At 42.5% G+C, this 24,422-nt stretch carries 15 protein-coding genes and 1 tRNA gene; 6 read left to right on the plus strand and 10 right to left on the minus strand.

What is annotated here, in order from left to right; translation table 11 throughout:
• Positions 1-28 precede the first annotated feature (28 nt).
• Positions 29-5,224, plus strand: coding sequence for a hypothetical protein (locus HMPREF1535_RS11630; RefSeq protein ID WP_046146205.1), 5,196 nt, complete (start codon positions 29-31; stop codon positions 5,222-5,224).
• Positions 5,225-5,298: 74 nt separating this feature from the next.
• Positions 5,299-8,766 carry an InlB B-repeat-containing protein gene (locus HMPREF1535_RS11635; protein ID WP_046146206.1) on the plus strand — a complete coding sequence of 1,156 codons (3,468 nt, stop codon included), beginning with the start codon at positions 5,299-5,301 and terminating at the stop codon, positions 8,764-8,766.
• Between the two features lie 72 nt (positions 8,767-8,838).
• Here the strand turns inward: HMPREF1535_RS11635 and HMPREF1535_RS11640 are convergent, their stop codons facing one another.
• From HMPREF1535_RS11640 to HMPREF1535_RS11650, 3 genes are all read right to left on the minus strand, one after another.
• On the minus strand, positions 8,839-10,407 hold the full coding sequence (locus HMPREF1535_RS11640) for a M81 family metallopeptidase (RefSeq protein ID WP_010800722.1): 1,569 nt from the start codon (positions 10,405-10,407) through the stop codon (positions 8,839-8,841).
• 149 nt (positions 10,408-10,556) lie between these two features.
• Positions 10,557-11,252, minus strand: a complete 696-nt coding sequence (locus HMPREF1535_RS11645; RefSeq protein ID WP_009859810.1) for a response regulator transcription factor — start codon at positions 11,250-11,252, stop codon at positions 10,557-10,559.
• Entirely contained in the window at positions 11,249-12,457 is a 1,209-nt protein-coding gene (locus tag HMPREF1535_RS11650) for a sensor histidine kinase (protein ID WP_046146207.1), read from the minus strand. Before HMPREF1535_RS11650 ends, HMPREF1535_RS11645 begins: the two co-directional genes overlap by 4 nt.
• Positions 12,458-12,608: 151 nt before the next feature.
• On the opposite strand from HMPREF1535_RS11650, the gene HMPREF1535_RS11655 reads away from it, so the two are divergent.
• From HMPREF1535_RS11655 to HMPREF1535_RS11665, 3 genes are all read left to right on the plus strand, one after another.
• Positions 12,609-13,208, plus strand: coding sequence for a DUF3267 domain-containing protein (locus HMPREF1535_RS11655; RefSeq protein WP_010800718.1), 600 nt, complete (start codon positions 12,609-12,611; stop codon positions 13,206-13,208).
• 122 nt (positions 13,209-13,330) lie between these two features.
• On the plus strand, positions 13,331-14,395 hold the full coding sequence (gene aroB, locus HMPREF1535_RS11660) for a 3-dehydroquinate synthase (protein ID WP_010800717.1): 1,065 nt from the start codon (positions 13,331-13,333) through the stop codon (positions 14,393-14,395).
• Positions 14,396-14,430: 35 nt separating this feature from the next.
• Positions 14,431-14,504 (plus strand) — tRNA-Pro (locus HMPREF1535_RS11665).
• A gap of 60 nt (positions 14,505-14,564) precedes the next feature.
• Here the strand turns inward: HMPREF1535_RS11665 and HMPREF1535_RS11670 are convergent.
• Together HMPREF1535_RS11670 and HMPREF1535_RS11675 are read right to left on the minus strand one after the other, a co-directional pair.
• The gene (locus tag HMPREF1535_RS11670) at positions 14,565-15,263 is read right to left on the minus strand and encodes a response regulator transcription factor (protein ID WP_046146208.1); all 699 of its coding nucleotides are present in this window, start codon (positions 15,261-15,263) and stop codon (positions 14,565-14,567) included.
• Complete coding sequence (locus tag HMPREF1535_RS11675) at positions 15,260-16,612, minus strand: sensor histidine kinase (protein ID WP_046146209.1); 1,353 nt, start codon at positions 16,610-16,612, stop codon at positions 15,260-15,262. Before HMPREF1535_RS11675 ends, HMPREF1535_RS11670 begins: the two co-directional genes overlap by 4 nt.
• Positions 16,613-16,728: 116 nt before the next feature.
• On the opposite strand from HMPREF1535_RS11675, the gene HMPREF1535_RS11680 reads away from it, so the two are divergent.
• On the plus strand, positions 16,729-19,017 hold the full coding sequence (locus HMPREF1535_RS11680; protein WP_046146210.1) for an outer membrane beta-barrel family protein: 2,289 nt from the start codon (positions 16,729-16,731) through the stop codon (positions 19,015-19,017).
• A gap of 11 nt (positions 19,018-19,028) precedes the next feature.
• On the opposite strand, the gene HMPREF1535_RS11685 is transcribed toward HMPREF1535_RS11680, so the two are convergent.
• From HMPREF1535_RS11685 to HMPREF1535_RS11705, 5 genes are all read right to left on the minus strand, one after another.
• Positions 19,029-21,431, minus strand: coding sequence for a TonB-dependent receptor plug domain-containing protein (locus HMPREF1535_RS11685; protein WP_082150469.1), 2,403 nt, complete (start codon positions 21,429-21,431; stop codon positions 19,029-19,031).
• Positions 21,432-22,211: a FecR family protein gene (locus HMPREF1535_RS11690; RefSeq protein ID WP_009859802.1), complete on the minus strand. Its 780-nt coding sequence runs from the start codon at positions 22,209-22,211 to the stop codon at positions 21,432-21,434.
• Positions 22,192-22,710 (minus strand): RNA polymerase sigma factor, encoded by a 519-nt coding sequence (locus tag HMPREF1535_RS11695; protein ID WP_010800712.1) that lies wholly within the window; start codon positions 22,708-22,710, stop codon positions 22,192-22,194. The genes HMPREF1535_RS11690 and HMPREF1535_RS11695 overlap by 20 nt, the downstream gene beginning before the upstream one ends.
• Positions 22,711-22,733: 23 nt before the next feature.
• Positions 22,734-23,255 (minus strand): hypothetical protein, encoded by a 522-nt coding sequence (locus HMPREF1535_RS11700; RefSeq protein ID WP_009859800.1) that lies wholly within the window; start codon positions 23,253-23,255, stop codon positions 22,734-22,736.
• A gap of 152 nt (positions 23,256-23,407) precedes the next feature.
• Positions 23,408-24,409, minus strand: a complete 1,002-nt coding sequence (locus HMPREF1535_RS11705; protein WP_009859799.1) for a DUF4249 domain-containing protein — start codon at positions 24,407-24,409, stop codon at positions 23,408-23,410.
• Positions 24,410-24,422: the final 13 nt, after the last annotated feature.

Genomic DNA, 24,422 nt, shown 5'->3' on the forward strand with positions numbered 1-24,422 from the left:
AAGAATTTAATTATAAACACGTATTAATATGAAACTTTTCTACAAATCGTATGCTCCGGACGTATCTGCCGGAAGCACAACTATTAAAGATGTGGGGAAAAAAAGAAGTCCCCGTAAGTTGATAACCCTTTGGAGCTTCCTGATGGCATTGCTGATGATGGTGCCGGTGGGGGCGATGGCAGAAGATGGGGCAGATCCTGATAATCCTTTGACTGGAGATATTGGATATAAAACATTTAATACTCCTAATGGTTCTGTTTACTTAAATGGTGTAACAGGAGGACAACTTCATATATTGGCTGAAGGCGTTACGATTTATGTAGCTGGGAATAATAGTTTAAAAGGTTCTACAAGAAGTCATCCTGCTTTAGAACTGGGACACTCAGGCATATCCACTAATAATTCACTTACTATTAAGTATTGGAATAAAGATAATAATGTAAATTATTCTTCGTTGGAATTAAATGGAGCAGATTATAATGCACTGGGAAATGGTGATAAGCCTGGAATTGATTTGCATGAATACACGACATCTTTTACTATTGAAGGTGCGGTTATTGTTAGAGCTTCAGGAGCAAATGATGGGGTGTTATACAAAGGCGGAAGTGCTTTCTTCTCTAACCGTAACTCGACAATAACATTAAAAGATGGAGCCTACTTTGCTTATACAGATAACGGTGCTCAGTCAACAGTTCCTGATGAAGCCAATTGGACGATTTCCAACTTCGCTTCTGTAGGAGGTAAGGCAATTAATCATCTTACTAGCAAACAAAGCATTACTGTAAACGGAGGCAATTTGAATGCCGATCTAAAAACATTTACCAATTCCGTCGGAACTTTTTACCAAGCTAAAATAGGAGAACTTCCGTTTTATGCTCCACAAAACGGAAGTTCTTTTAAGTTATTGGTAGGTGATGGTTTGAAAGACTATTACGGTGAATTGGCAACAAGCACCGAAAAAGCTTATCCCTTTCCGATCCGTACGGATAACACTGGGGATGGTATTCAGGCAACTGTCAATGTCGGAGCTGTCAATGCTGGTAGCACCTACTACGGACAGCTCAGTAAAGCCAATGGTACTACTATAGACTTGAATGTAACTCAATATCCCCATGAAGGTAAACTTTCTGCTTCCGCTGGTAATATCACACTACAAGGTTCGGCCAATTATAAAGTAATGAAAACCGTATCGGATGGCCTTAAGTTGAAAGCCGAAGGAGAAAACATATTAACCTTGAAAGATCTCACAATCAATGCCGATAACAAGGTCTACATCGAAGGAAATGTACATTTGGATGAAATCAACAGATGTCGGATTGCACCAAACGTTATCAACTTCAAAAAAGATGGTACAGATGTTCCGGTCTATTTCTGTAGAATCAGTACGGTGGATACCGAATTGATGGGACTTGAAACTGAGAAGATAGAGATTGAAGGCAATACCGACAACTATCCCAGCAGAGTGGATGCTACGGCAAGTTGTATCTATATGTGGCTACCAGCCGGATCAAGTGATATTAAGTTTAAGAAAAAAACAGATGGAACAACAACTTACAGTATTAGAGGTTCTGTTGCTGCTCAACATAATCAAACTATTTCGCTGGCTTCACCGGTTATCTATATTGGTGACAAAACCTATGATACATTGTCAGAAGCCTTCGAAGCTGTTCAGAATGGAGAAACCATCGAACTAAGAGGCAACTACACGGCCAGGGATGGAGGAAATGCGATTGCCACTAAGATTGAAGAAGGACAATCTTTCATCCTTTCTTTAGGAGACAACACATTGAATATCGGTGGCCAGGTGGCTGAGGACGGTAGATACCCGCTGATCTCCACAGAAAATGGTACACTTATTATAACAGCAGGCCAGGGAAGCATCATCGGTAATTACCGCGTTGCCGGTAGGAAGATTGCAACGGACGAAGATCTTAAGGGGCGTGTCTATACGACAATGGCCAACCCCGGTAACCCACACGTTGGCGGTACGCCTGTTACCCCGAAAGTGGTGGGTACAAGGGTAACGGTAAGCACGGAGGTTCTTTCTCCTTCACAGGAAAGCCCAATGACAGATATGCCATCCGCTATCCATTACACCATTGACGATAGAACGGTTTATGCAGCGAAGGAGGTCGGAACCAACACCAAAGTCGATGAAACCAAATATTGTCTCTGGTTACCCAACGACAACAACACTTATCTGGTGAAAGGACAAAGAGAGAAAGTATTTGCTCAAATCAACAACAGTACCAATAAGGATAACGTTGCCCTCAAACCCTTGTTTAACCTCAATAGCGGTAATATCAAGGTTACCAAAGATGAAATCTTGTATGCGAACGGTTACAAATACGCCGGTTCTACTGAGGACGGCAATGAAGGTCTCGGAACAAAAAAAGATCTGCCGGTGGTAGTTACTACGTATGTGTCGGATAAACCTGGTTATATCAATGGCTATACTCTTACTGTAGAAGATGGAACCTATGTGATGGTGAAAGACATCTACCGCAATGAATTGCTGGAGACTAATGGTGAAGGTGCCAATGGCAAGGTCACAACCAAGTTGGTTGCCAAGGGTAACGCCAATGTCATCATGTCCGGTATCAATAGTTTAGGAGATATAGAGATTGCAGAAAACTCTAATCTGACGATTGACCGTCTCGATGAAAACCCACCACAGGCAAATACGCTGCGTTTCTTCACGATAACAGGAGCGAACAAAGATAACTCCATATTAACTATGAATGGTGGCGCATTGCTATCTTATATTACTGATACAGATAACAGCAGTGTTGCGATGAATACCATATCCAATGTCAAAGCTGTTTATAAAGATGGTAGCGTACGGGCGAAGTTTGATGCTAATGGTCCCCGTTTTGTAGACGAAAATAATAAGCCATTGTACCGCCTCACCTTTAGTACCCTTGACGGCTATACGCCTTATACAGTAGAATATAAGGATATGGATCCCGATGCCGAGGAAGGCGCAACCGTCCGCGTACCGCTGACCTCCGATAAGAACGGTGAAGTGCATTTGTGGCTGCCGACTAATTACGACGGAACTTCTGTCTCTTTCTTCAGCGCCAACAGTTCTAAAACCATCGCGCATCCGAAAATCGAAGAGAACGATGAGAACAAGGCCCCGATTGCCGTAAGGGTGTTCAGAGGCGACGGGACGAGTGCGGATTCAGAGGTTGGTACATTCCGTAGTTTGGCACGTGCATTTGCTGCGATAAATGCAGAGGCTTCTGATGCTGCGCAACAATATACCATCGAGTTACTTATGCCGCACACCGAGTCGAACGCAAACTGCGTAGTGCCAGGTAAAAAAGTCACACTCAAACTGAATGGCTATAACCTGGTTTGCAGCAAGGTGAATTTTGATACAAATACGAATGAGAATGCCTTCCTGATGATAACGAATGACGTAGCAACAGATAAGCATTCATCCATCGAAGGGGAAATTTCCATAACTCCGAATGTTTATATCAGCCGGACAGTTCACATGACGAACATTCATGTAACGAACCAGGATCACAAGACCGTATATCGTACACTGGTGACAGGGTTGGAACATGGCAAAACATACCGATACTTCTACAACGGTTTGCAGAGAGACTTTAAGGTAGAAAATCAGGTGACAGACGGGGATAAAACTCTTGATGTTGCTTGCCTATGGCCTTACGCTTCTCAAATACCGCAAGAATTACTTGTCTATCCATTGAATGGCAACGAAATAGATAAAAACGGAGCTCTGACCGTCCCCGGTGGTGAATTGGCTATCACCAGCCATTTCGACAACTATCTTGCACTGGTGAAGGTAGAGAATGTGGCAAAAGTAGGTAATACATATTATCGGAAGTTCTCTGATGCGATAAAGGCTGCCAACGATGGCGGGGGAGATATCCAACTTTTGACAAATATCCAGTCGCAAGCCACGTTCGAGATCACAAATAACTACGCGATCAACCTGGACAAGTATAATCTGAGCTTCACACAAGGCGGTTTCGATGTAAATAATAATAAGTTAACTATTAGCGGTGGAAAGAGCAGCACCTTGACAGGCGTAATCACTTTGAAAGGTGATGTTGCAGTCAATGAAAGTGTATTGATCGGTGGAGTGGTTCTGCAACAATCTACAGATGCCATCAAAACTGTCTACCGCTTGCTTGTTGATAAGAATGGTACTACTCAATGCGTTTGGACAGAAACTCCGGAACGGGATACGGATAAAGAACTTGGTAACGACCATGAATACACAATCCCCGCCGGTCTGGCCAATCATCAGACGAAGGTGAAAGCGTATCCGGTAGTAACGTTGAATACTGCAGATGCTACATGGAATGATGATTATGAAGATTGCAACATCGTATTGAATAGCAATGCTGTTTGGAATGTTTCTAGCGGTAAAAAGAATATCCACCGCCTGACCATCCACGAAGGTGCGAAGGTAGTAACCGACACAGGAACAAAGATTACCGCTACCGACGGTATCCGCTACATACGTACATTTAAAGATAACGCATGGTCAATGATCGCCTTGCCTTACACGGCAACTGATGTGACTACAGTGATTGACGATAAAGTCGTATCCCTCAGCCCGGCATCCAACCCGGGAACTTCGGGCCACTTTTGGTTACAAAGCATCCAGGCAGACGGTTCGACAACCGATGTGACCGATAGCGAAATGACTGCCAACAAAGTGTATGTGATGAAAGTACCGGCTAGTCTTGCGACTAAAGAGATCACCTTCGTCTCCGGTTCGAACCAGATGTTGCGTCGCGACAAGGTGCTGAACCCGAATCCGGTCAGCGGCTTTGTAGCGTATGCCAATGGTACACTGAATGATGTTACGCTCGACAAACCGTTCTATCAGTTGAACGATGCAGGCGATACATTCGAACGTGTAGACGATTTGACGACTCCGATCGCCCCGTTCAGCGGTTACCTGCTGGCCGATGCAGCGACAACAGCCAAGGTGGCCAACTTCAGCCTGCGTTCTTCCGTAGCGACAGACAACGAAGAGATCACTGTTCCGGAAGAAGGTTTGCTGGTACGTGCCGAAAAGGGACGTATCCTGCTGACTGCCGAACAACCGATGCAGGTAGTGATTTGCGATATGGCAGGCGTTGTGAAGTTCAGCGGCGAAATACCTGCCGGCAATTCTTCGTTTGAAGTGGGTGTAGGTATCCATGTCGTGAATAACCAAAAAGTAATCGTTTGGTAAATCATTTTCAGGGAAGCAGGGAAAAACTGCTTCCCAAACCAATAAGAGAGAGAAATAACTTAATATAGAAGAATATGAAAGTAAAATTGAACATACTATATATCTTACTGGCGTTTCTATGGATGCCGGTATGTGGTTGGGCACAAGATTTGGTGGACCCGGGCGAAGGTGGTGGAGTAGGTGCTCCGGTGGCAAAAGTCGGGAATACGGACTATAAAACGTTGAAAGAAGCTTTTGATGCTGCGGCAAATAAGCAGGTAGACTTGCAAATCAGCCTCACCCAAAAAGAAGAGGTAACAGCGAATGTTACGACTCTCAACTTGAACAACCTGACACTGACAGGTGAAGAGAAAGCCGGTTTTAACATGACTGGAAAACTGACTGTCAAGAATGGAACGCTGAAAGGCGCATTCACCGTAACTGACCTGGCGAATTTTGTAGCCGGTACAGATGTTACCTTGGCAGATAATGTGAAGATTATTTCCGGTGGCAAGTCTTATTACCGTGTGTTGATAGACTTGGGTGCTTACACGGATGCTACAGCTCCTACACGTAATGATAAGGAGGTTATTCATTCAAAAGTCGATGATAAAACTCTTTGCTGCTGGTTGGAAGCCGACCAGGCTGCCTATCCGATCATCCTGACAAGCGATGGTACGCAATATCAGACAGCCCTCACCTCTATCCAAAATCATGGCAACAACACTCTTTCATTAACAATGATAGAACCGGAGGAAGAACCGGAAGAAGAAAAGTACAACATTACCTGGGCTGAAGTGACTGGTGGAACGCTGAAAGTCATGATCGATGATCAAGAAGTACAAACCGGAGAATATGTAGCCAATTCACAGGTTACTATCGAAGCAACACCTGATGAAGGTTACACGAACCCTATTTTATATATCACTCGCAAATCGGAAGGTACTCCGATCGATATTACAGAACAAAAGTCATTTATCTTGAACGACAATGTAAACATCTTGGTTACTTTCAAAAAATCTCCTACAGTAGGTCCTGATCCGGAGAATCCGGATGGCAATGCTCCGGACATCAAGATTCTGAATCCGAAACAAGCGTTCGTTTATAATGGCAAGCCGCAGGCGTTTACGTTGACGACGAGTCCGGAGAATGCGTTGGAAGGTGCAACAATCTCTTATACATTAGACGGTGTAACAGTTAATGAACCTACTGATGCAGGAATATATGACGTGATCATCACACGTCCGGCCGATATGGATTTGGCAGCAGTGAATTGTACGCTGACTGGTGGTTTAACCATCGAAAAGGCGGAAGTTTTCTTCAAATTGAATGAAGGCAAAACCGGTTTCACTCTGGATGCAGATGCTAAAACAGCGACACTGAATGCGGACGATTATCACGTCTATATCTTGGTTGATGGTAAGGAAGTAAAAGTTGAAGGTTCATTCGCTTGGGGTGAAGGTCAGGGGACTGCCATCAACGGCAATGTACTGACAATTGCTGAAAGTGGTATTTACGAGGTGGTTTTCACTCCTACAAAAGTAGAGAACTACAAAGAAATAGCACCAATCACCTTGCCGATCGAATTAAAAGAAGGTGATTTGAAGGACAAAATGCGTACAGTAACGGTTTCCGTAATCAATACGTACAATCCGGCCGATGATGATGAAGTACGCATTTACAATGGAAACCTGTTAATGGCAACTGCTACCTTATCAAATAAAGCAGAGGTTGAGTTTTATGAAGGCCAAAAGCCTACGTTCCGTGCCTTCCCTGGCGAAGGTTGTGCTTTTGTAAAGTATCTGATCGGAGACGAGCAGATTAATAAACAGGATTATACGCCTGAAACGTTTGATGTAGACCTGGTAGTTGAGGGACATTTCGGAGAAAAAGGCGATTTGGAATCATTAAGTCCGACGTTTGAAGCCCCGAAGGAATTGGTTTACAACGGACAGTTGTATGCCAATTCCTTCAGAATCTTGCAAGCAAAGGTGTATAGCAATTGGATTTTCAATTATACGAAGAATAATAAGATCGTTCAACCGATCAATGTAGGTGAATATACATTAGTTGTATCTCGTCCGGCAGATAGCAAGTATCAGGCATACACATCTGAACCGATGGCATTTAAAATAACGAAAGCTACTCCGACAGTTGTAGCGGATGAGATAACAGGTGCTTATCCCGGTTTGGAATTGAAGGATTTAAAGTTGAGTGGTACGGCTACGGTTGAAGGCTTGGGTACGATCGCCGGTACGTTTGAATGGGTAGAGCCTGCAACGGTTATCAAAGAAGGAGAGAACAAGGTTAAGTTTAAATTTACTCCGAAAGATGAGGTTAATATTAACTCTGTGACTGATCTGGAATTGACAATAACAGCAAGTAAAGAGAATATACCTGATTTCGTATCGGTGTCTTACAATAAACCGTTAGGTGGTACGCTGGTTGTTGTGTATGAAGAAGAGGGAGATAATCACTTCCAGGTGATTCCTTCCGGTACAAAAGTTCCTACCGGTACAAAAGTTCGTATCTTTGCTTATCCCGCTGATTATTTTGAGTTGGCAAGCCTGACAGTTAACACGGAAGATGTATTAAAAGACCTGGTCAACAACAAGTATGTAATTGTTCGTGAATTGAAAGTTGATACAGATATTCATGCGAACTTCCGTTTCACAGGCGAAGAACCGACAGATCCAGATAATCCCGATAATCCTGACAATCCGGATCTGCCTGATAACCCGAATTTGCCTGACAACTGGCCCGACAATTGGCCCGACAACTGGCCTGATAACTGGCCTGACAATTGGCCTGATAATTGGCCTGGTAACGGTGGCGGATTAGGCGAACAAAATAAAGACTATACTATATTGGTTCGTACGACCGGCCTGGGTAGCGTAACTCCTGGTACGACTGGTGCCAACAGAGGAGAAAGCATCACATTCAAGATAGAGCCGGGCTACGGACAGCAGATTGTCGACGTCCGTGTGAATGGTAATAGTGTAGGTGCCGTTACTTCTTATCAGTTGAGGAATATTTATGCACATACAACGGTAGAGGCCGTATTCTCCAATATCAATGTTCCGGTATATACATTGACTTCCAGGGTGATCAATGAAAGGATCGGTTATGTGACTCCGACTAAGGTGCGCGTGACAGAAGGTAGCAATCATATCTTCATTGCTCATCCGAACAAAAACCGTACGATCGAGGATGTACAGGTCGGTACGGAGAAGGAGCTGAAGAGTATTGGTACGCCAACCAGCTACATTTTTACAGATGTAAAGGCCGATTCGCTTATTGTTGTCACTTTCCATAGCCCTGTTGCTAATGAATCTATTGAAGCATCCAAGTATCAGATCTATACGGAAAATGGTGCAGTGGTAGTTGATCCGGATCATGCAGCAGGAACAGTAAATATTTGTGATTTCAGTGGCCGTACTATTTACAGCAATCGGGAGGTACGTTCCATCACTCGTTTCCCATTGTCTGAAGGCTCTTATATTGTTACATTGATAATCGATGGTAAACAGTATTCGCAGAAAGTGTATCTGTTGAGCCGATGATGTCGGTAAGTTGATAAAGAAAAGGGGCAAAAGCGATTTTGCCCCTTTTGGGTTTAATAAGTATGTGGTTGTTTATCTTCCGTACAAATGTTTTGCCGAGGGAACAAATATGACATTCAGTTCCGGGTCCGGCATATCCGGATCTAACGGGAACATCGGGCGGATGATATTCTTATAAGGAAGTTTCTGGAAATCCTGGTCCACTCCTCCGCGCGTCAGTGCCATTACCCAATCTGCTTTCATATTGTACCATTGGTTGACCAGGTATCCCTGTTTTACCATGACGATATCCATTTCACGGGGATCAATTCCGGTACCCTCCAGGTTAGGTGTAGGGGAAGATGTTCCTACAACTACATAAATGCTTCCTGTCTTGATAATGGCAATATTGTTGCGTCTTCTGTAAGGGGCATTGTCGGCAGCCTGCGTCTCATCCTGTGCAGGACTGACATATACGACCGTACCCGATAGTTTTACAGGTGGTTCGTAGGAGTTGTCCGTCATTGCACCTACATATCCTTCTGCGTGGCCGCCTACACCAGCCTTACGTGCGGCTTCAACCATCTCGCTTCCTGGAATAGAACAGTAAAGCAGGCTTTTGCCGTTTGGAGATTGAAGTTCCGGACGTTTCAATACCCGGGCTAATGTCCATGTAACTTCGCCTGAACCGCCACCACCGGGATTGTCACCCATATCGCTGATAAAGAAAGGCTTCTTGTCGCTGGCCAGCGCCAGATCGAGACATTTTTCGAGCGGATGCCCCGGAGCTTCCAATGTGAACTGGCGGCGGACATCCCAGAATTTTTGCGCCAGTTTCTTTGCGCCTGCTTCTACCTGTGCTTTGTCGTCACCGTAAACCATCACTACCCCCTGGTTGCGCCGGTCGTCTCCCCAGACATAACCGATCCAAATACCTGCATCTATTACGCCCGGCATTGCTTCAACTTCAGGAACCATGGCATAAAGCGATTTGGCTGGTTCGGCACGCGTACTCGACCATTCTCCGGAAACTAATACCGGAACGGCTACCCATGCTTTATAAGCTGGACGTCCTTTACCGGAGGTTAGTCGATCCAGCAGATTGACTACGCCACGACGATGCGATTCACGTGAATCATCGTGAGGAGCTTTGCGGTAAGTTGTAATCAGGTCGGAGTTAAGGGCTACGAGCCAGGAGGCATTGCCGTGAAGGTCCATAGTGGTCGTAACAAGGACGTCGTTGCCGATAACGCTGCGGACTTTTTCCATAAACTCACCTTCCGGATCGGCTACTCCATCTACGCTGCATGCCCCGTGATTGTAAAACCAGAAAGCATCGTAAGGCATGTTCGCCTTTATTATTTCAAGTGCTTCGTTGACAAAGGCGTCGTATGATTCTTTCGTAACCGGTCCGCGGCCACCGCCACGGCCCATCAGGGAGGGAAGCCATGTTGCGGCCTGCCCCATGGCGGAATCCGGACTCAGATAATCTGGCAAAGTGAGCGGCCTTCCGACTATCGGTTGCCTGTTGGGCATAAATACACTGTTCTCGATTTGTATACCGGCAACGCCGATACGTAGTTTCTGTTGCTGCGCGGCGGCATCGTTGGTGAATGACACGACCAACAGGCAGAGACTCAGGAATAGGAAAACTTTCTTCATGGTTCGTTTAAATTTAATAGTATGACATAATAAAAATATATGGGATGTATATATGATTAAAATCAGGGTTAAACTTAGTGGAAATATATGAGAAATTATTCAAAGTCAGGACTATTTATTACCAATGTCCTGACTTTTTGCCTGGTAGGTCAGGATGCTGTGATCATCAGACCGATCCCTTTTATCGTTTTGATACTGACTTTTTCGTCTTGTGACAATAGTTTGCGGAGCTTCGTGACGAAGACATCCAGGCTGCGGGAAGCAAAGTAATCGTCTTCCGTATTCCAGAATTTGTCTAAAATGATTTCACGGCGGATAATTTCTCCCGGTTTACGAAATAATAGTTCCAGTATCCCGTTCTCGCGAGGTGTCAGTAATTGACTGCTTCCGGAGATATGGTGCAAGGTCGCCTGTGCCGGATCCAATGTGTATCCGCCTATTGTCCATGTCTGGTTTTTAACTTTTTCCGTATTCCCTTGCTTCATGCGGAGCAACGCGCGGACATGTGCATCCAGTTCTTCCGGCAGGAAAGGCTTTTTGACGTAATTGTCCACTCCCAGTTCATACCCTTTTACCACGTCTTTCGGTGAAACACGGGCGGATGAGAAAAGGATCGGGAGCTCTCTGTCCGTCTCCCGGATACGGCGCACCATCTCGTAGCCGTCCATGACCGGCATTTCGATGTCGGCAACGATAATATCCGGTTTTACCTGCCGGTATTTCTCCAGGCCTTCTTTCCCGTTGCAGGCGATGATCACCTCATAACCGCCTATCATATCTTCCAATCCTCCCTGAATGATATAACTCAGGTTGGCATCGTCTTCTACTAATAATAATTTGATCATACTGTTGTTTCTTCTGTGGTGGATACTGGTAATGAGATGGTAAATTCACTGTATTTTCCTTCCTGGCTTTCGACGCTGACATAGCCGCCGTGCGAGCGGGTGACGTTCATGACATAATTCAGTCCCAGGCCGAAACCTGTAACACCATCGGCAGCATTGCTCCGGTTGATCGAAGCCCGTTCGAACTTGTCGAATATATGGTTTTGTGCAGCAAGAGAAATACCGATCCCGTTGTCTTTTACCTTGATTTGTGTGAATTGGTTATACCGGCAGGAAGTGATCTGTATTTCGATCGCCTCCCCGGAGTATTTGATCGCATTGTCTATCAGGTTGCTGACCGCCTCCTTCAGATATTCTTCATCCGCAAATATGTCTTCCGCTTCTATGTTTAACAGGAAAGTGACGGTTTTATTCGTCTTGGCAGTGAATAACTGTGTCAGTTCCTCCAACATCGGGCGGATAGGGATCAGGCTTTTTTCAAGCAGTAATTGTCCGTGTTCCAGCTTGGAGATGGTCAGCACTTTGTTGGTCAGGGCCAGCAGATGTTGTGCTTCTTCTTCCAGGATGTCGAAGTATTTCTCTTTCTTCTCCGGTTTTCCGTCCAGCTTTCCGCTTCGGAGGATACGGGCACCCATCAGGATCGAGCTGAGAGGTGTTTTCATATCGTGGATCATCGCATAGGAGAAGTCTTCCCGTATTCGTGCGATCTCGTCCTGTTGTTTGATAATTTTGATTTGCTTCCGGATACAGATCAGCAGGATTCCCAGCGCAATAGTCGTTCCGAAGAAAAAGTAGAGTAGCTTGCCGATAGAACCTGCCCGCGGATTTTTAATGTATGCCTGTACGCCTTGTGTCTCACTGACCGGGAAAACAAAAGTGTGCCGTTCGTTGAACAGGCGGTTGTAATCTGTGAAATAGCGGATATTCTCCCGTTGTACCGCAGCAGGGCTGTCCAGGGATACCGTATCTATGCGAAACGCCAGTTTGTCGAGATGGCGTTTGTCGAGTTCTTCCCGGAAGAGGGCGGGAAGGGATTTTGTTTTGTCTGTCTCATATTGTTCGGTAGCGTGGCAGAAAGATTCGTGTAGCTGTCGTGCCAGTTGTTCTTTTGTCAGTGAATAACTTCGCCCGATCCATTGCCCGATAAGGAAAAGGACGATTAAGGAGGTGACAGCCGATGATATAATGTAGAATGATTTCGTCATAATACTTTGATTTCATTGGCAAAGATAGGTAATTTCATTTTTCCGGCACCCTTCGCTTTCCATCTTAACGTAAAGATAACGTTGGGATAACATTCCGTTTCTTTGTTCCTCTGTATCTTTGCAATGTAGAAATCAAATAAAAACAAACGATATGGAAACAAAAGAAATGAATTTGGAAGGATACGCTCATTCGGAAGGCGTAGAGGTGAAAGTGAGTGCGGCCCGGGTAAATATAACGATATTGCTCTATTTGTTCTTTTTTGTCGTAGGCGCAGTTGTATTGTTCAATTATATTTGGGGAGATGGCTCGAGTTATGGCGCCGGATATGAACTGGGAAACATTGCCAGGCTACAGGCTTTATCTGTAAAAGGTGCAATTATTATGGCTCTTTGTTGTTTAGTATATACCTTGCTTCAATATGGTTTGCTGTATTGGTTTACCGGAAAAGATCGCCGGGCGCTCCATTGGAACACGGACTGGAAGTCATTAGGATTTCTGGTGAAGAAACCGCTGCTTTTGAAATATTACCGGATAGCGTTGCTGACTCCGTTTGTTCTGATTGGTTTACTTCCTTTTATACATGGTCTTTGTACAGGAAATGATGTCTGCTTTTTTATTGGTGTCTTCTGTATTGTGGGTAGCGGCGCTGATTGCTATTATTTCTGGAAACTTCGTTCTTTCAATGGCAACGATAAGATAGTGGATGGGGATGAGTCGCTGAGCGCTACTATTATAAAGAATTCTTATTAAGACCTAAACCTATAAACACACTATTTTTATGAAAGAAGGCAGGAGAACTCTCTTGCCTTCTTCTTTGATAATCGAATAACAAATAATACCTTTGTAACCTAAGAAGCAAAATAATAAAATATATGGCCGAACAAAAAGTAGTGATAAGTAAGGATTTGAAAGCAGATTTACAAGCATTCCTTGCAACACTGAATTACGATAAACTGTTTATTCTTACCGATACAAATACACAGGAAAAGTGTTATCCGCTGATACAGGATGTGCCGGCAATCAAAGAGGCTCCGGTAATAACTGTCGATGCCGGTGATACGCATAAAGGTTTGGAGGCTTTGTCGAATATCTGGATGCGCCTTTCCAATGAAGGGGCTTCCCGTAACTCACTGTTGGTGAACCTGGGTGGTGGCATGGTGACGGATATGGGCGGTTTTGCCGGTGCTACTTTCAAGCGCGGCTTGAAGACGGTCAATATCCCTACAACACTGATGGCCTCGGTAGATGCTGCCGTGGGAGGTAAGACCGGTATTAATTTCAACGGATTAAAGAACGAAATAGGTTCTTTCTATCCGCCGGAATGCGTGTTTATCGATTGTGAATTTCTTCGTACGCTGGATAGGGATAACCTGTTATCCGGCTATGCGGAAATGATTAAACATGCGCTGATCAGTTCGATGGACACCTATGCGACAGTTATGTTGTTCGACCTCGACCAGAAGATGGATTATGCATTCCTGAATAAGATGGTGGCGCAATCGGTTGCCGTTAAGGAACGTATCGTGGCAGAGGACCCGAAAGAACACGGTATCCGCAAGGCTTTGAACTTCGGCCATACGATTGGACATGCTTACGAAAGTCTTTCTTTCAAAAAGAACCGTCCTCTATTGCACGGTCATGCGGTGGCTGCCGGTATCGTGAGCGAGTTATATCTGTCCTACAAGTTATGCGGTTTCCCTTCGAGCAATCTGAGCCAGGTTATCCAGTATATCAAAGAATATTATCCGGCTTTCATCTTTGATTGCAAAGACTACGAAACTTTATATGAACTGATGACCCATGATAAGAAGAATGAAGGTGGTATAATTAACTTTACCCTTTTATCTAAAATCGGTGAGGTTCAGATAAATCAGGCAGTGACAAAAGAGAAAATACTGGAGTCATTAGATTTTTACCGCGAAAGTTTTGGCGTATAAAGGAAAAATCTTACCTTTGCAGCCGTAAAGAAAAACGGGATGTAGCTCAGCCCGGTAGAGTACGCGTCTGGGGGGCGTGTGGTCGCAAGTTCGAATCTTGTCATCCCGACAATTACTGAGCGGAAAGGGAGTTAAGTTTTATGCTTGACTCCCTTTTTATCTTTATGCTTTACTTATCCACCAACATTAATCCGACTCCTCTTATCGTTTTTATCAATACAAGCGGGTCATCTTCCAGGAGTTTTCTAAGTTTTGCTATAAAAACATCTAATGTACGTGATGCAAAATAATCGTCTTCCGTATTCCAGAAACGGCTGAGGATTGCTTCCCGTTTTATTGTTTCGTTTTTGTTTTCTGCCAGAAGTTGCAGGATTTGTGCTTCCCGTACGGTCAGTATTTTCTTCTCGTTTGTCTCATCATTCCGGAGGGAAGCATGTTCTGCATCCAGCGTATAACGGCCGATTTTGTAAAATCTGCTTTCATTCCGTGTCTTTGTACCCTCCTTCATTTTTAGTAATCCATGAATATGGGCATCCAGTTCATCGGGAACAAAGGGTTTTTTGATGTAGTTGTTTACACCTATTTTGTAGCCTTCCCTCACATCTTTGGGGGAAGTCAGGGCGGAAGCGAATACGATTGGAGTATCGCCGTCTGTTTCACGGATGCGTTCCACCATCTGGAATCCATTCATGACAGGCATGTCGATGTCCGAAATGATAATATCCGGATGATGTTGTTGCCAGGCTTGCAAACCTTCCATGCCGTTGCCGGCGGTTATGACTTCGTATCCTCCGATGATATCCTGTAATCCGCTTTGTATGATATAGGATAAAGTCGGGTCGTCTTCTACTAAAAGTAACTTTATCATGATGCTGTTGTTTTTCGTGGAATATATAAGGTAAATTCACTGAATTCACCTTCCAGGCTGTTTACTATCACTTTTCCTTCATGGGCTTCCATCACCTGATATACATAATTCAGTCCCAGGCCGAACCCGGTTGTCCCGCCCGATTTTGTACGCAAAGATGCAGAGGCGCGTTCGAACTTGTCGAAAATCGTTTTCATATCCTTTTCGGAGATTCCGATACCGTTATCCCGTACTTTGATAAGCGTATATTTATCTGTTACCTGTGAACTGATATCTATATTGACAGATTCTCCGGAATATTTGATGGAGTTATCCAGCAGGTTGCTGATGGCTTCTTTTATAAATTCATCATCGGCGTATGCCGTGTCTGCCTGGAGATTAATTGTGATATGTACCGGTTTGGTCGCCTTTGTGGTGAACTTCTCTTTTAAGTCGGCCATCATTGGTTGCAGTTCAAAGGTGGATTTGGCCATTTCCAGTTTATGATTTTCCAGTTTGGAAAGAGTTAACACTTTATTGGTCAACATTAACAGATGGTCTGATTCGTTTTCTATGATGGTGAAGTATTTCTCTTTTATCTCCGGTTTATCGTCCAGTCGTCCGCTATGCAGGAAGTTGGCACACATGATGATGGAACTGAGCGGGGTTTTCATATCATGTATCATGGCGTAAGAGAAATCTTCTCTCATCCGGGCTATCTTATTTTGTTTGCTGATGATTTTTATCTGGTAAAGAATGCAGTAGACAACAAAGACCATGATAAGACCTGTTGCAACCAGCAACAGTCCCATCTGACGGAAAACAGCCCAGTAAGGATTGATTAAAACAGCCTGAAGTCCCTGACTATTATCTGATTTGATGAATGTTATATCTGTTTGTAATGCTTGGTAATCATGTGGAATTTGAAAATCAGGGACAGAACTGCTCAAAACAGAACCAGTGGAGTCGACCAGGTTGCAGGTTGTCTGTGTGTGGATATTGGCTTGCCCCAACTGGACCTGGTAGATAGAATCCAGTTTATCCAGTGCCACAGGCACATGAAGAAGAGTATCCATTGTTTCCTGTATAAACAGATAAACTTTATTGACTGCATAATCACTGTAGTCAATATTGTCACTTAGATCCATGTGAAAATTTTTCTCGATCGATACATCATTACCGTCTTCATCCGTGTAGTTATCCATTCTCATATGCAATTCAGTCGTGACGGCGGTCTTAAATAATTCATTACTTTTCTTGATTGTTTCATTCCTGACGGTCGAGTAGGTCGTGAACAGCCAGATACCCTGTAAAGCCAATATAGCCAGTAATCCGCACAGAGTAAGTATTTTAATCGGTCTATTATTCATGTTTCGTCATTCCTTTTTTCCCGTTAACCTAACATTAACCCGGCATTAACCCGGTCCGGGAATGCCTTGTTTTACTTTTGCTGCATCAAAGGTAAAGAATTTAAAATAGAGAGAATATGATACGTAAATGTTTTTTATTAGCAGCCGGTATATTGCTTATCAGAATGATGGCAGATGCGCAAGACGTTAAAGGAAAAGTAGTTGATGCCTCACAGGCGCCGGTCGAATCAGTAACCGTAGTGATGCAGACCATCGATTCTGCATTTGTTGATGCTGTCATAACGGATATGGACGGTAACTTTATGCTGAAACAGCATCCGGATAAGTATCGTTTGATTTTTCAGCATTTATTATACCAGACCCAAATAAAAGAATATTCAGGGGAGGATGCCGGAATCATAATGATGCAGGAACAGGATTATGCACTGAACGAGGTCGTAATAAAAGGTGAACGTCCGCAGGTAAAGGTTGAAAACGGAGCGCTGGTTTATGATGTGTCAGTATTGGCTGAAAAATCGACAGTCAGCAATGCGTATGAATCCATCCTGCATCTGCCGGGAGTTATGGAGCAGAATGAAAGTATCAGCCTGGCCGGTACTGGTAATGTAACGGTCATATTGAATGGAAAACCTTCTTCCATGACGAATGACCAGTTAGTCAATTTATTGAAAAACATGCCTGTATCTAATGTGGCGAAAGCAGAAGTGATGTATAATGCACCGGCAAAATATCGTGTTAGGGGAGCAGTGATTAACCTGGTCCTGAAAAACACGAAATCGGAAGAACCGTTTGTGCGCGGTGAGGTGGGAACGGAGTACATGCAGGCCCGTTATGCCAATGGAAGCGGACATGCGAATCTTTCCTTTGTGGGAAAGAAACTATCGGCTGATATTCTTTATTCTGCCGACTATCAGAAAAGGATTATTGATAATGATATTATATCTCATCATAAGATCGGAGATATAATATATGATATAGAACAATATAATAAAGGAGAACGTCGCGGGCTGACCCATAATATGCGTGCCGCATTGGATTATCTGTTATCGGAAAATGATCATCTGAATATGGCTTATACTTCTGCAATCACTCCAAACAGGAAAGCCGTGGAAAAGTCTTCAGGCAATTTTTCCGAATCCTCTAATAGTAAAATGGGTGATGAACAAATGCATAATGTAAATGTGGATTATACTTCTTCCCTGGGTTTGAATGTCGGTCTCGATTATACCTATTATAATTATCCGTCCACTCAGGATTATATAAATAAGACAGAAAGTTCCGAACAATTGTTTCTGGCTGATGCCAGCCAGACAATCAACCGTTGGAATGTATATGCCGGACAGACCCATACTTTACCTTCTGATTGGGAGTTGAATTATGGCATCGACTTTACATTTGCCAAAGATAAAAGCTCGCAAATCTATCGTCCGCAGGATGGTTCCGATATGTCGGGGCTGAATACCTGTACAGATCTGAAAGAAGAAACGTATAATTTCTATGGTGGTGTTGAAAAGTCTTTCAACGACAAACTTTCCTTATCTCTGTCTGTTGCCGGAGAGTATTATAAATTAATGAATTATAAAAAGTGGGCCGTTTATCCTGCGATGCAGTTAAGCTATGCCCTTTCCGACAGCCATATCTTCCAGTTGGGATTTTCTTCCGATAAGACGTATCCGGAGTATTGGACTATTCAGGAATCTGTTAGTTATATGAATGGGTATGCAATGCTTTTGGGGAATCCGGCGTTACGGCCGTCTACCGATTATACGGCAGAACTGACATATGTTTTGAAGAATAAGTATATGTTTAATGTGTATTATAGCTACATAAAAGATTTGTTTAATCAATTGGCTTACCAAAGCCCGGATAAACTAGCATTGATTTACCAGACAATTAATTATGATTATGAAGAGAATTATGGCGCAACGGCAACAATTCCTTTCTCTGTCGGCAGTTTCTGGAATTCTCAGATTACGTTGGACGGATCTATCCTCAAAGATGTTTGCGATTCGTTTCATGCTATTCGCTTTAACCGGACAAAATTCCGGGGAATCGCAATGATGAACAATACCTTCAAGCTCTTTTCGGAACCGGATATTCGTCTGGAACTGAATAGTATGTATGTTTCGTCTTTTATACAGGGTATATATGATATTTCTCCCATCTGGAAGATAGACGCCGGTTTGAAATGGACTTTTGCCGGAAAGAAAGCTGAATTGAAATTGAAAGCGAATGATCTGTTCGATTCATTCAATCCGGATACCAAAATAAATTATAAAGGCCAGCACCTGATAATGAATCAGAGACGTGATAGCCGGAACATTTCAGTTTCGTTCGTTTATAAGTTCGGTGGCTATAAAGCTAAAGAACATAAATCGGTCGATACTTCCAGGTTTGGATTTTGACGGAGGTTTGATTAGAATTCTATCGTTTTCTTTTCCCTTTCATTTTTAATGACAGCGTTTCGTTCCAGGGGTTTACTGTAACCCTGGTCGAAACGCAAACTGATTTTTACCAGGAACATGTTGTTGTATGATTTCAGGTGGCGCGAAGTATTTTCCTGATAAAGCGATGTTTCCAACATTCTCTGCTGGTTATGTCTGATACCTGCTGAAATGGGCGGAATGTAGGAGAGCGCAACAGATATCCGTTTATTCCAGAATAGCTTGTTTGCGGATATCAGCCAGTTGTCTTTATCGGTCATTTGATATCCCTGGCTGAGGATTTGCTTTTTCATATTCCGGTAATATCCGACCTGAATACCAAACGATTTGGCAGGGTGGTAATAACTTATTTCTGAGTTGGCAAGCCATCCGTCCGGTCTTGTTCTGATTTCGGCGTTCAATGCTTCTCCGAGGTAATATGTCACATTGTTTTTGAATCGGATATAATTGCCGAAAGGCTGATCATAAGTGATTTGCAAACTATATTCTCTTGTGTTTATATTACAGAAAGACCTGTATAACTTATGTCCTTTTTCGATATATAACTCACTGATTTCATCATGAACATAATTGAGTGCAGGGGTAATTGTTATCCGGTTACCTAATGAAATGCGGGCGGAAACAGTATGCCGGATGGCTGATTTCAGTTCTGGGTTTCCTATTTGTGTCAGGAACGTATCGATTACCAGGCTCATAGGGCTGAGCTGGTATAATAAAGGATAATGCTGATTAGTTGAATAACTGGCATTTATGTTTATGTTTTTATTGATGCTGATGTTGGCCTGTATGTAAGGCAGAAACCGGGTATAATTACTTTTTATATCTCTGTCATATGAGCTTATATGCTCGATGGCAGCCCCGAATTTAGTCTGTATTTTCGTTGAAGGACTAAATTTCATGTAGGCAAATACTTTATTCCGATATTCCCGGTAGTCCAAAAAGCCTTTGCCGTGACTACTTTCCGATCCATACATTCTCCAGGCATTGGAATATCCTAAGTTCATCGATATCTGGGACGATAACGAATATTTTCCTTCGACATTAAATAATGTATGGTTTTTATACTCGTTGTATGTATCCTGGATTATATAGTTCGATGCATCGTTCTGGTCGTATTGGTTTTTTATATCATTGTAATAATAATTGTATGAAAAATCGCTATATAACCGGAAACGTTCGCTAAACTGTCCCTGATAATACAGTGTGCCGACAAATGTGTAATCAGATGTGGCAGTTTCTGTTGAATTTTTGATCGTGCGTCGGTCATTGTTACTTATATCCGTACGTTCCATGGTGTATATCTGGTTTGTTTCTGTCTTGCCGGATACATAATCACCTTGGATGCCAACCGTTTGCGTCGGTGTGATTTGGTAACTGACTCCAGCCGTTATGGTATTATTCTTATGCTCATACAGGTCATTGGGTGTGTTTTCCGGCATTTCTGAAATAAGTTCCACATCTCTGTATATTAAATTTTTGGATACAGGTAAGTCTTGGTTTTCCTTGTTATGAGAATAGGTTGCATAGAAATTGATTTTGTCATAGGTATAACTCATTCTGATTACAGGTTGATTCAATATCAGCCGTTTGCTGTTGTTTATACCCGAAAGGCCGACGGCTGAAAAATTAGAGGCATAGATGTCATATCCCCGGTAATCCTTTTTCAGGATAATATTGATAATGGCTGTATAGTCATCGGATATGAAACGGCCGGACGCTCCATTGATCACTTCAACGGTATGTATTCTGTCGGGTGACATATATTTTATATGATCCTGCGATTGTTGTATTCCGTCTACTAACAGTAATATATTCTTACTGTCGCTTACTTTGAGGGTATTAGTTGCTTTGTCGAAATAGATCCCGGGTATTTTATGCAATAGTTCTTCCGTATTGTTTATTCCTCTGCGCATATCAGGAGTGATGGAGTAACTGTTGCAGTCTACTTTATGGCGAACTTCATCTGCTGTGATAATTGTTTCGGGGAGTATGAAAATTAGTGTATCTTCGGTTTTCTTGCCGGATGCGGTTCCGGTGAAAACAAATTGTCTGTGAGGTTCGGATGGCTTTGTTTCCGTATTGCTTTTCGGTACTTGCCTGTCTAACGGAATGATGATATATACATGATTTATTTTTTCGACTTTGAACGGTTTATTGTTTAGCAGATGATAAAGGGCGTCTTCCGGATTTTTAAATGTTTTCGAGACGGATATATTATAAGCGGATAACGCTTTGTCATCAAACGATATTTCCATGCCAAGCATTCCTAAAACAGTGTTTAAAGGTTTGTTGGAAACAGTAAGCTGCATTTCCTGTGAAAATGCAGCGATTGTACTTATCAACTGTATGAAAATGATGACTATTGACCTTTTCACTTATTCTATGCTGAATTTGATTTCAAAAGGTTTTCCTATAATTTCGAGTATCATATCAGGTTTTGTGGCCCTGCTAAAATTACCAGTATAGACATGTCCCGGAGGAATGTCTGCTTTGACCCTAATATCATACTGACGTTCTATTTCATTGATCACTTCAACCAGTGGGACTCCTTCAAAAACAAATTTGTCTTCTATCCATCCGATTGATTGACCGGCATTGATATTTTCTTTAATGGTCAGTTTACCGTTATGATAGGTCAGTTGCATATCCGGAGCGAGGGTGGTCGTTTCATTATGGGTTGTCACTTTTACTTTGCCGGTCAGACAGGTTACACGATAGTTCCCTGGCCGTGAAAATATATTGAAACTTGTTCCTAATACATTCACTTTATTCTGATTTGATTTTACAGAAAAACGTTTTCCCTGTTTTACTTCGAAAAAGGCTTCTCCTTCAAGTTCAACATTTCTCGATATAATCCATAGGTAAGGTTTATAGGTAAGCCGGCTATCGGCATTGAGATTTACTTTTGAGCCGTCAGGAAGGGTGACAGCAAGATGCGATCCCCGTTTCGCAATTTCGGTCACGGTATAAGATTGAGAGATTACAGACCCGGTCAGGATAATGGCAACAAGGAGCACGGCTGCATATTTCCAAAATGGGATATGCCGGTTTTTTTTTGAAGATGGGGTATCTTCAAGGCTGGCAAAAGCTTCATTCCAGATATCTTCCTTGCTTTTGCTCCATTGGGGGATTATTTTAATATTGTCCGGTTTCATTTTTAGTTTCCGTTAATAATACTTTCTTTAGAAATTGCAATGCGGAATTCATTCGTTTCTCAACTGTTTTAATACTTATATCAAGGAGTCCTGCAATTTCGTGATATTTTAATTCATCGTTCCGGCTCATCAGGAAAACGATGCGTTGTTTTTCGGGCATCTGTTCCAGAGCTCTGGCATAGGATGTGGCAAGTTCCTTGAAAAGTATCTCCTCTTCGGGAGACAAGCCTGATGCGTCATTGCGTATCATATCCTGCTCGAAATGATTCCGGCTTGTTTCTTTCCGATAAGAACTTATCACCATTTCATTCGCCATTTTATATAAAAGGGCTTTCAGGTTATTATTATGTAACTGTTCTTTTTTCTCCCATATTTTCATAAATATCTCTTGCGCTATATCAGATGCCATATCAGTATCGCCGCAACGATAAAATATGAAACTCCGGACAGCATCAAAATATGTATCAAATAAGAGTTTAAACTCCTTTTTACTCAACATTTAGCGAACAGTTTGTCGTTGATCTACTCTTTGTACTTATTCACTTTTTTCATATACCCGATAAATTTATCCCATTCATTTGCTATGGCCTGCATATTCTCATCACGTATTTTTTGTATTTCAGTCAATGAACCTAAAACTGCAATATCAGGATATCCGTCGTTTATAAAAAATTTATTTTCAATTATACTGTAATAGAATACCGGTGAGTTGAAAATTTGGGAGTTGACATCTGAAACCCGGGTCAAGGTAGAAAACAAATACTTGTCATCCAGATAAAATTTAATATTGGCATAAAGTGAAATGGAGTTTTGTTGATAGTAATTGTCTTTAAACCGGATTTCTTTTGTTGTTCCGTTGAACCATAGGATATCATCTCCTGTAAAAATGATTTCCTCAGTGGGTTCGTTTGCCGATTTTGTTTCTGCTTTTATAATGAGTTTAGAATATCCCTCTTCAGGAGAAGGATTCGAAGGATCATTTGAGCAACTACTCATAAATATAGTCAGAAACAATATTGATAAAAATAAATAAAACCTTTTCATACGATTATTATTAATGGATTAAAATTACTATATCTTTTTGAATTAATAACCGTATGAGTTAAAGGATACCCTATATAATATGTTGTCAATTAGTATCCTTTAACTATTTTGCTATTGTTGGATTTGAGAAATGAATTTCCAGTGACCGTTTTTTACCACAATGGCGGGCGGGTCAGGATACGAATCGTCATTTGTTTTTCGGAGCTAGCACCGACAAACCCTAATCCGCCGACAACGTTTTGAGGTATAATGACCGGTTCCATAAAGGTTTCGTTATAGTTTCCCGACTCAAGGCAGTTCATGGCACGCATATACCGATAGTCTGTCTGGGTGATACAGAGTAGCCGGATGACGGCATCTGTCTCTACAAACAGCTTTTCGTCCATATTTTTGTGATCATAGTAGCGTGTATATACATTAAGCGTGTATGATCCGTTTTCGAAACGACTGTCAGTGAATACATTGTTCACATTTTGGACGGTCATATCAAGGATGCCGAATTCTTCATCATCGGCAGTACTGAGATGACCATCGGTCAACACGATATCTTCCTGACTGATAATATCCGGATAGATGATTTCCGGTCCGTATGTTGTTCCCTCTTCCGGATATGTCCGGTAAGTGTTTTCCTGGATACGCAGTTGATAATAGTTCTTTTCTCCGGATCGGTCGTTGAATGTGATTCTGTACCGGATGCAGTTATCCATATAATATCCTATTTTAATTTTAGTCAGAAGGGTATCTACCTGTATAATTTTTTCGATCGGTTGGGGTATTTTTACTTCAGCCCAGGCGTGATATTGCCCGTTTTCCGCAGCTGCTTCCAGGCGTACCAGATCACCGGGGAGAAACTGGGTTTTCACGCGGCAGTATTTTGTAGAGTCATTATAACTGGTGGAGATCAATTCGGCTTCAGCAACTTCTTTCTTCTCTCCGTTGACATAGATAGTGACGGCTCCATCGCTCACTAATGTTGTTGTCTCGCCATCAATGATATGCAAGTAAACTTGATTTTCTTCTTTTTCGGCTTCCAGAAAGGCATTCATGAGTAGTTGGGGCTCTTGAATTTTACTTTGGAAGGGTATCTCGTTCTCACAAGCAGAGAAAAGAGATGTATAGAGTATGAATAATAGATAGGATAAATTCTTTCTCATGTCATTTTCTGTT

Source organism: Parabacteroides goldsteinii DSM 19448 = WAL 12034 (assembly GCF_000969835.1).
GTDB classification, from domain to species: Bacteria; Bacteroidota; Bacteroidia; order Bacteroidales; family Tannerellaceae; genus Parabacteroides; species Parabacteroides goldsteinii.

Excerpts from the sequence above, each read along its gene's own strand:
- HMPREF1535_RS11630 (WP_046146205.1), top strand. The coding sequence starts at position 29 with ATGAAACTTTTCTACAAATCGTATGCTCCGGACGTATCTGCCGGAAGC.
- HMPREF1535_RS11635 (WP_046146206.1), top strand. The coding sequence starts at position 5,299 with ATGAAAGTAAAATTGAACATACTATATATCTTACTGGCGTTTCTATGG.
- HMPREF1535_RS11640 (WP_010800722.1), bottom strand. The coding sequence starts at position 10,407 with ATGAAGAAAGTTTTCCTATTCCTGAGTCTCTGCCTGTTGGTCGTGTCA.
- HMPREF1535_RS11645 (WP_009859810.1), bottom strand. The coding sequence starts at position 11,252 with ATGATCAAATTATTATTAGTAGAAGACGATGCCAACCTGAGTTATATC.
- HMPREF1535_RS11650 (WP_046146207.1), bottom strand. The coding sequence starts at position 12,457 with ATGACGAAATCATTCTACATTATATCATCGGCTGTCACCTCCTTAATC.
- HMPREF1535_RS11655 (WP_010800718.1), top strand. The coding sequence starts at position 12,609 with ATGGAAACAAAAGAAATGAATTTGGAAGGATACGCTCATTCGGAAGGC.
- aroB (WP_010800717.1), top strand. The coding sequence starts at position 13,331 with ATGGCCGAACAAAAAGTAGTGATAAGTAAGGATTTGAAAGCAGATTTA.
- HMPREF1535_RS11670 (WP_046146208.1), bottom strand. The coding sequence starts at position 15,263 with ATGATAAAGTTACTTTTAGTAGAAGACGACCCGACTTTATCCTATATC.
- HMPREF1535_RS11675 (WP_046146209.1), bottom strand. The coding sequence starts at position 16,612 with ATGAATAATAGACCGATTAAAATACTTACTCTGTGCGGATTACTGGCT.
- HMPREF1535_RS11680 (WP_046146210.1), top strand. The coding sequence starts at position 16,729 with ATGATACGTAAATGTTTTTTATTAGCAGCCGGTATATTGCTTATCAGA.
- HMPREF1535_RS11690 (WP_009859802.1), bottom strand. The coding sequence starts at position 22,211 with ATGAAACCGGACAATATTAAAATAATCCCCCAATGGAGCAAAAGCAAG.
- HMPREF1535_RS11695 (WP_010800712.1), bottom strand. The coding sequence starts at position 22,710 with ATGTTGAGTAAAAAGGAGTTTAAACTCTTATTTGATACATATTTTGAT.
- HMPREF1535_RS11700 (WP_009859800.1), bottom strand. The coding sequence starts at position 23,255 with ATGAAAAGGTTTTATTTATTTTTATCAATATTGTTTCTGACTATATTT.
- HMPREF1535_RS11705 (WP_009859799.1), bottom strand. The coding sequence starts at position 24,409 with ATGAGAAAGAATTTATCCTATCTATTATTCATACTCTATACATCTCTT.